Here is a 7,830-nt window from a genome sequence, read left to right on the forward strand (position 1 = left end):
CATTACCAAAACAGATATGCGAACTCTTATCAAAGATACAAAGCAACTAAAATCAAAACTGAAATAATATAGTACATATCGCTGCAAAAAGAAAAACGGCTACAGTGCCATATTTACTGGGGTTGTAGCCATTTTTTCACCTTATAACTGTCAAAGATGGGATTATAGCATAGGTCCTTCGCAATTTCCAATTTTTCTGACCGGATTCTTGATTGATTCTTGAAGCATCCGAAAAAAAATGATATAACATTGATAGAGAATGAAAAGAATACGGGATTTCCCGATAGAAACCCAAAACAAAAGATTGGAGGCCGACATGGCAAGAACAAATTTATTACAGCAGGCAATACCATATGCTCCATTAAAAATCGCAGCGCTGGAAAGCTGCAGAGATCTTGGTCAAAAAGTCAATGACTATATCGTGCAGTTCCGCCACGAAGAATCTCAGGAATGTCCACAGTCCGCTGCCTTTGCAAATTACCGACTTGACAACTATCTTCTCGATACTGCATGTCCGAGATTTGGTTCCGGCGAAGCGAAGGGTGTGATCAAAGAATCCATTCGCGGAAAAGATCTCTATGTTATGGTGGATGTATGCAACTACAGTCTTACTTATCCTTAAACGGACTTCCGAATCATATGTCTCCGGACGATCACTATCAGGATCTGAAGCGAATCATTTCCGCCGCAACCGGCAAAGCACGGCGTATTAACGTCATTATGCCATTTCTCTATGAGAGCCGTCAGCACAAACGTACTAAGAGAGAATCGCTTGACTGTGCATCTGCATTAGAAGAACTGGTAGACATGGGTGTATCTAACATCGTAACATTCGATGCCCATGATCCGCGTGTACAAAATGCAATCCCGTTAAAAGGATTCGACAGCTTTAACCCGCCATATCAGTTTATGAAAGCGCTTTTCCGTTCTGTTCCGGATCTGAAAGTCGATAAAGATCATCTAATGATCATCAGCCCGGATGAAGGAGCAATGCACCGCGCAGTCTATTTTTCAAACGTACTGAAAGTAGACATGGGTATGTTCTACAAACGTCGAGATTATACGACCGTCATCGGCGGAAAAAATCCTATCGTTGCCCATGAGTTTCTTGGCGATGATGTTGCCGGCAAAGATGTGATCATCCTTGACGACATGATTGCTTCCGGAGAAAGTATGCTGGATGTCGCAAAACAATTAAAAGACCGCCATGCAAAACGTGTCTTTGTCTGCACTACTTTTGGATTATTTACAGAAGGCTTTAAAAAATTCGATGACTATTACGAAAAGGGATATATTGACCGTCTGATTACAACAAATCTGACTTATCTGCCAAAAGAAGCAATGGAAAAACCATATTTTACTGTTGCCGATATGAGTAAATTTCTCGCATTGATCATCGATTCCATGAATCATGACATGCCAATCAGCGCTGTTTTGAATCCGACAGACCGCATTCATGCATTACTCAAGAAATATCATCAGGAATAATTTTATCCAAAAAATACTGCGCGAATCTTTCCCGGACCCGCGCAGTATTTTTTCTTACGGTTTACATCTTTTACAAGGTTCATACCCTTCCCCGATCAATTCTGTTTTACTTTTGGTCACTTCCTGCCAGTTCTCCTTCTGTATCTCAGAAACACTTGTACAATCTAACTTGTGGATTTTCTTTGTATTTGTATTCAAAATGTATGTCATCTCTCCGGTTTCTGAATCCGTCGATTCATTTGCTGTTCCAGTCATTTTTCGGCTGTCGCCCGTTGCATAGTCAATTTCAATACCTGGCTGCACATTATACACATATACATTAAAGGAAATACTTTCGCCCTGATCTTCCACGGATTCTGCTTCCATCTGCACACCGGAAGCCACCAGATCATCACCTTTATAAATCGGTGTAACCCGGTATCGCACATGATGATCTGTTTCTTTGATATAGTCTGCCACCATATTTTCAAATGGAAGCATTCCTTCTACATTCATATAACGCGTCCCGGTAATCAGATTTTTCTCATTGGCATTTTCTGCTGTCAGCTGATAGCCGATCAAATGACATCGATTGTACAAATATCCTCCGTCTACATTCTCGTACTTTTTGTTTACCCAGCCACTTGGCTTTACTTCCGAAATACTTTCCCGCTTCTCCGTAGGCATAAGCTCCTGCCCAATCGTTGCCTCTGCGGTCTGTGCCCTTCCCTGTTTGTCCAACTGACTGTAGATTTCTACCGCTTCCTCTGTCAGCTCGTTTTCTGTAAATTCTGGTTCATTGTTATTGATAGGAACATAAGGTTCCCCGGAATATTCCGGAATTTCTTCGATCGAAATTTCTTCTGTCGGAGTCTCTTCCTGAAATCTGTCTGTACTATACGTTGCCTCGCCTGCACAGGCTGTGAAACATCCAAGCCCCAGTACGCACATCCATATAGCGATTCTTTGTTTCCATACTGCTAACTTCATCTATCTTACCTCTCTTCTGCCTTTTTATCATAAATTTCTTTTCGAATATGCTCATGGGAAGTTCCCGCAAATTCTTCCGCAGTATTCAGCTGCCACCGCTGCAGATCCAGTGGAAAAAACTGATCTGCCGGATAACTCCGATTCCAATGATATAAGATCAGTGTTTCTACATATTCCTCACAAAACCTCTCTGATAACTGCTCCGGCCACGTTTCTACAAGACAGTATTCTCCTTCCCCGGCTCTGTTTAAAAAATCTTCCGCAATCCCTAAAGATGCGTCTGTTTCTTTCAAAAGCGGTTCTGATTCCGGCGCAATCCACAGTCTTGCATCCCCACACATATTTACGATATTCTCTATCACTGCCCGGTCCCGGCTCTGTCTGCGCCGATGGAACATCATTCCCATTTTGTCATCTACACATGCGATCAGTTTCACGCTAGTCACCTCTTTTTCCCTAAATGATATTACAAAAAAGGTATCACAATCTCATCCTTCCTGATGACACTTGCGATACCCTCTCATCAAAGCTGCCTAGGGGACTTGAACCCCCGACCTCCGCCTTACCAAGGCGACGCTCTACCGACTGAGCCAAGGCAGCCTATCCTCTGCAACGCTTATACTATAGCGGACTTTTTCGTCTTTGTCAATAGAAAAGGGGATTTCTCTGACAGAAATCCCCCTGTATTTTTCTTCTTCCCGTTTTTGTTTTACAGAATATCGATGTATTCTCCATTCAATGCTTTGTTCATACTTCTGACTGCACAGAATTTTCCGCACATGGAACAACTGTCTTCCTGTTCCGGGGCTCTGTCATCCCGAATTTTTCTGGCAGTGTCCGGATCAATAGAACATTCCCATTGTTTCTCCCAGTCAAATGTTCTTCTGGCATCTGCCATCTCATCATCAAGATCTCGCGCATGAGGGATTTTCTTTGCAATGTCCGCTGCATGAGCCGCAATCCGGGAGGCAATGATTCCCTGCTTCACATCTTCCAGATTCGGAAGTGCCAGATGTTCTGCCGGAGTTACATAACACAAAAAGGCTGCTCCGGATGCCGCGGCAATTGCACCTCCAATGGCAGATGTAATATGGTCATACCCCGGTGCAATGTCTGTTACGATTGGTCCTAACACATAAAATGGCGCTCCCATACAGATTGTCTGCTGAAGTTTCATATTCGCTGCAATCTGATCCATCGGCATATGTCCCGGTCCTTCTACCATTACCTGTACATCTTTCTCCCATGCCCGTTTCGTCAGTTCTCCCAAACGTACAAGCTCCTCTATCTGACAAACATCGCTTCCATCCGCAAGACATCCCGGACGGCAGGCATCTCCAAGTGAAATCGTCACATCATATTCCCGGCAGATGTCAAGAATTTCATCAAAATACTCATAAAACGGATTTTCTTCCCCTGTCATACTCATCCACGCAAATACTAGTGAACCTCCTCTGGAAACAATATTCATCTTCCGCTTATGCGTCTTAATCTGCTCAATCGTCTTACGGGTAATCCCACAATGCAATGTCACAAAATCTACACCGTCTTCCGCGTGCAGTCGGATAACATCGATAAAGTCTTTGGCAGTTAATGTAGAAAGATCCCTCTGATAATGGATCACACTGTCATAAACAGGAACCGTTCCAATCATAGCCGGACATTCCTTTGTTAGTTTTTGCCGAAATGGCTGTGTATCTCCATGAGAAGACAGATCCATAATTGCTTCTGCTCCCATGTGGACCGCAGCCATTACTTTCTGCATCTCCACATCATAATCTTTGCAATCTCTGGAAACCCCAAGATTGACATTGATTTTTGTGCGCAGCATTGAACCGACTCCATTTGGATCAATGCATTTATGCTTCTTATTTGCACAGATTGCCACCTGACCTTTCGCTACAAGTGCTCTGATCTCTTCTTCCGTGCGATACTCTTTTTCTGCAACTATTTTCATTTCCGGTGTAATGATTCCCTGTTTCGCTGCATCCATCTGTGTTGTATAAGTTCTCATCTGTTTCCTCCTGTTACACGCTATGCTTCTTCACTAAAATATCCATTCAGATTAAAATTATGTTTCATTGGTCCGGAACCTTTTCCAAGATCCAGCATTGCCTCAAGTGCTCCGGAGATATATTCTTTCGCCCGTTTCACAGACAGTTCCATCGAAAATCCTTTTGCCAGATTTGAGGCAATTGCGGAAGACAGAGTACATCCTGTCCCATGTGTATTGGTATTTAAAATCCTTCTTCCTTCAAACCACTGACAAACTCCGTTGGCATACAAAAGATCATTCGCATCATTTACACTATGACCTCCCTTCAGAAGCACTGCACAGCCATAAGTATTTCCAATCTTTTTTGCTGCTGCTTCCATATCGGTCCGATCAGAAATCGTCATTTCTGCCAAAATCTCTGCTTCCGGAATGTTTGGTGTCACAAGTTCTGCTAATGGTAAAAGTTCCTTCGTCAGAACCTCCACCGCATCCGTTTTCATAAGTTTTGAACCACTTGTCGCAACCATAACCGGATCAATCACAATATGTTCCGCCTTGTAAAATCTCAACCTCTCTGCAATAACTTGAATAAGTTTTGCGCTGGAAAGCATTCCAATCTTAACTGCGTCCGGATAAATATCTTCAAAGACCGCATCTATCTGCTGTTTTAAAAATTCCGGAGAAGCTCCTGAATCCCCTGCACGCCGGTTGTATTCTGCGCTGTCAATGCCGTAATGGCACACATTCCATAAACACCGTTCATTGTCATTGTTTTCATATCTGCCTGGATTCCTGCACCTCCACTGGAATCGCTTCCGGCTATTGATAATGCTGTTTTCATAAGCCCACCTCAATTTTCTCCCGGAGTATTTTCGCCGCTTGAGCCGGATCATCCGCCTTCATAATTGCCGATACGACACAGATCCCTGCAATCGGAATACCCTTTAACACATCCAGATTATCTGCATTTAATCCGCCGATTGCATTTACCGGAATGGGAACTGCTTTACAAATATCTGTAAGCATCTTTGTTGACGTTAATATTGTCTTCACCTTTGTAGTTGTCGGATAAATTGCTCCAACTCCGAGATAATCTGCCCCCTCTTTCCATGCCTCCACTGCCTGTTCCACTGTTTTTGCCGTAGCGCCAATGATCTTATCTTCTCCTAAGATACTTCTTGCAATAGAAACCGGCAAATCACTCTGTCCAAGATGAACTCCATCTGCTTCCACTGCCAGTGCCACATCCAACCGGTCATCAATGATGAGCGGAATATGATACTTTTTTTGTTAATTTCTGCACCTTTTTTGCAAGCGCAATGTACTCTCTCGTTGTTTTTTCTTTTTCGCGAAGCTGAAGGAACGTCGCACCTCCCTTCAAGGCTTCTTCTACTCTGTAAAGAAATTCTTCTTCACAAAATCCTGTGCTGTCTGTGATAAAATAAAGTTTCAAATCAAAGTTTTTCAATCGTTCTCACCTCCACCTTTGCTCTGGAAAGAATCGCTTCTTCACTCCATGTCGATAATTGATCCAGAAGATTTTTCAAAAAACTTCCGGATCCCTGTTCTGTTTCGGATAACTCTCCGCAAATTCCCATAATCATGCAGGCATCTACTGCCGCTTCTGCTGCATCTTCTGACGCAAGACAGGAGGCACAGACTGCCCCGAGCATACATCCAGTTCCGGTAATGTTAGCAAGCTGGGGCGTTCCACAATTTACGACGCACAGCTGCTTTCTGTCTGCAACAAGATCTTTCGCTCCACTTGCCAGGATTACCGCATGATATTTCTCAGACAGCGCCATTGCACGTTCTGCCGTTCTATCGATGCAAAGAGCTTTATCCGCATCCACCCCTGAAGAATGGTAATTACTATCATAAAGTGCTGTAATTTCAGAATAATTTCCTTTGATTACCGTCACTGCCTCTTCTGCAAGCAGCTCCATCGCAAAATTCCTTCTCAGCGCTGAACATGCCACACCAACCGCATCCAGAACAACCGGAATCTGATATTCTTTCGCCGTTTTCAGAGAACGTCTCATTGCTTCCATTCGAACATCAGAAATATTCCCAAGATTCAGAAGCAGTGCTCCTGCTGTAGCTGTAATCTCTTCTACTTCTTCCGGATGTTCTGCCATCATTGGCCTTGCTCCCATTGCCAGCACCGCATTTGCACACTGTGTCATTGAAATTGGATTTGTAATACAGTGAATCAATGCCTGTTTTCTTCTAATCATTTGTCGCAGATCTTTCATAATTTACGGATGCTCCCTCCCCTTTTTTACTGCAAAATACACCACTGCTGCCACAGCACAGACGCCAAGTGAAGCATAAGCTAAAAAGGACCATGCGAAAGCCTCCAGGTGGAAAATATCTGCAGCGATTTTTATCACAACAAAGAAAATTGCCCCGAACGCAGCAATCATCACTGCATTTGAAAAAATACTGCTCTTATCGCCATAGCATTTCGCGTCAAGCATCGCCTGGATTCTCGTAAGCATACCATTATCTGCCAGTTTTCTAAGAAATACATAAGCAATGCTGCCTCCGATCAAAGTACCACAAATAAATGAAGGCACATAGAACATCCAGCTCAGTCCTTCTTTGCCCCATAAAAAGGTCATAACCGGGTAAGATACAATGGCTCCGATAATTCCTGTCCCAATGACTTCTCCAAGTACTGCAAATAAAATCTTTCCTTTCGAAATCCGATAGAAAACTCCGGATAGAAATGCGCCAAATACAGCTCCGGTTAATGCAAGCGGCGGAATTCCCATCAATGTCATACGCAAAATTCCGATAAGTGCAGCGCAGAGCAGTGAATACCATGGTCCAAGAAATACAGAACAAACTATATTAATAAAATGCGCCATAGGACACATCCCCTCCACTCTTAAGATTGGTGATATGACCACTCCAAGAGCCACCAGCATCGACAGTACAACCATTTTCAATAATCCTTTTGAACGTTTCATTTTTATTTCCTCTTTTCGTGTTTTGTACGAAGTCTTCACTACTTCGTTCGGTCGAGAATCTATTTTCTCCTCTCACCCCGAAACACGGGTTCCCATCGCAAAACTACAAGACACAAGGCGCTCCCCTTCTATCCGCCCGAAACTTTACGGGAAATTCTCCAGTCACTTCCTTTCCAATCGCAGCAGATTGCGCATCAGCTTCATCCGCTGTATCACAAATCGAGTAGGAGCTAATCATTAATTGATTAGCCGACCTCTCACACCACCTAGCATACCGTTCAGTACTAGGCGGTTCCTTAGTTTTCACAAACTACTAGATAATAGTCAAGCATGGATGTATAACCTAGCTTGGCTATTACTTTCTTTGAAAAGATTTGGTTCAAGACTTTCGCCATTCTCCAG

The 7,830-nt window shown here is 43.3% G+C and carries 5 protein-coding genes, 1 tRNA gene and 3 pseudogenes; 1 reads left to right on the forward strand and 8 read right to left on the reverse strand.

The features are described 5' to 3' along the window. Positions 1–316 precede the first annotated feature (316 nt). Positions 317–1,488: pseudogene (locus tag DWX73_RS12290) on the forward strand (ribose-phosphate pyrophosphokinase). Between the two features lie 54 nt (positions 1,489–1,542). Here DWX73_RS12290 and DWX73_RS12295 read toward each other — a convergent pair. From DWX73_RS12295 to thiW, 8 genes and pseudogenes are all read right to left on the reverse strand, one after another. Beyond that, entirely contained in the window at positions 1,543–2,457 is a 915-nt protein-coding gene (locus tag DWX73_RS12295) for a DNA/RNA non-specific endonuclease (protein ID WP_199413563.1), read from the reverse strand. Between the two features lie 5 nt (positions 2,458–2,462). Next, a complete protein-coding gene (locus DWX73_RS12300) occupies positions 2,463–2,894 on the reverse strand; it encodes a hypothetical protein (protein WP_118349028.1) in 432 nt (143 codons plus the stop codon). A gap of 90 nt (positions 2,895–2,984) precedes the next feature. Continuing rightward, a tRNA-Thr gene (locus DWX73_RS12305) sits at positions 2,985–3,057 on the reverse strand. Between the two features lie 109 nt (positions 3,058–3,166). Then, positions 3,167–4,471, reverse strand: coding sequence for a phosphomethylpyrimidine synthase ThiC (gene thiC / locus DWX73_RS12310; protein WP_118349029.1), 1,305 nt, complete (start codon positions 4,469–4,471; stop codon positions 3,167–3,169). A gap of 20 nt (positions 4,472–4,491) precedes the next feature. Next, a pseudogene (gene thiD / locus DWX73_RS12315) lies at positions 4,492–5,294 on the reverse strand (bifunctional hydroxymethylpyrimidine kinase/phosphomethylpyrimidine kinase). After that, positions 5,291–5,921 (reverse strand): annotated as a pseudogene (gene thiE / locus DWX73_RS15820) (thiamine phosphate synthase). Before thiE ends, thiD begins: the two co-directional pseudogenes overlap by 4 nt. After that, complete coding sequence (gene thiM / locus DWX73_RS12325) at positions 5,908–6,708, reverse strand: hydroxyethylthiazole kinase (RefSeq protein ID WP_118349030.1); 801 nt, start codon at positions 6,706–6,708, stop codon at positions 5,908–5,910. The pseudogene thiE and the gene thiM overlap by 14 nt, the downstream one beginning before the upstream one ends. A 3-nt stretch (positions 6,709–6,711) precedes the next feature. Then, positions 6,712–7,428 (reverse strand): energy coupling factor transporter S component ThiW, encoded by a 717-nt coding sequence (gene thiW / locus DWX73_RS12330; RefSeq protein WP_118349031.1) that lies wholly within the window; start codon positions 7,426–7,428, stop codon positions 6,712–6,714. Positions 7,429–7,830: the final 402 nt, after the last annotated feature.

Source organism: Coprococcus sp. AF21-14LB, assembly GCF_003458885.1.
Classification (GTDB): Bacteria; Bacillota; Clostridia; order Lachnospirales; family Lachnospiraceae; genus UBA9414.

Bases quoted from the DNA above. Each gene is read 5' to 3' on its own strand.
- thiM (WP_118349030.1), bottom strand. From the start codon at position 6,708: ATGAAAGATCTGCGACAAATGATTAGAAGAAAACAGGCATTGATTCAC.
- DWX73_RS12295 (WP_199413563.1), bottom strand. From the start codon at position 2,457: ATGAAGTTAGCAGTATGGAAACAAAGAATCGCTATATGGATGTGCGTA.
- thiC (WP_118349029.1), bottom strand. From the start codon at position 4,471: ATGAGAACTTATACAACACAGATGGATGCAGCGAAACAGGGAATCATT.
- thiW (WP_118349031.1), bottom strand. From the start codon at position 7,428: ATGAAACGTTCAAAAGGATTATTGAAAATGGTTGTACTGTCGATGCTG.